The 436-nt window shown below is 57.3% G+C and carries 1 rRNA gene; it reads right to left on the bottom strand.

The window, feature by feature from the left end:
• A 23S ribosomal RNA gene (locus E6C55_RS33345) occupies nucleotides 1-436 on the bottom strand; the annotation flags it as partial.

The raw sequence follows: 436 nt of genomic DNA, 5'->3' as shown, positions 1-436 counted from the left end.
TACTGGGAAATCTCATCTTGAGGCGGGCTTCGCGCTTAGATGCTTTCAGCGCTTATCCCTCCCGCACTTGGCTACCCAGCTATGCTCCTGGCGGAACAACTGGTACACCAGCGGTGCGTCCATCCCGGTCCTCTCGTACTAAGGACAGCCCCTCTCAAATTTCCTACGCCCGCGACAGATAGGGACCGAACTGTCTCACGACGTTCTGAACCCAGCTCGCGTACCGCTTTAATGGGCGAACAGCCCAACCCTTGGGACCTACTTCAGCCCCAGGATGCGATGAGCCGACATCGAGGTGCCAAACCTCCCCGTCGATGTGGACTCTTGGGGGAGATAAGCCTGTTATCCCCAGGGTAGCTTTTATCCGTTGAGCGATGGCCCTTCCATTCGGTACCACCGGATCACTAAGCCCGAGTTTCCTCCCTGCTCGACTTGT

The organism is Cohnella fermenti, assembly GCF_004801405.1.
Lineage (GTDB): Bacteria > Bacillota > Bacilli > Paenibacillales > Paenibacillaceae > Cohnella > Cohnella fermenti.
Note: the sequence above shows the minus strand (reverse complement) of the source record. Positions and strands in the feature narration are given on the sequence as shown.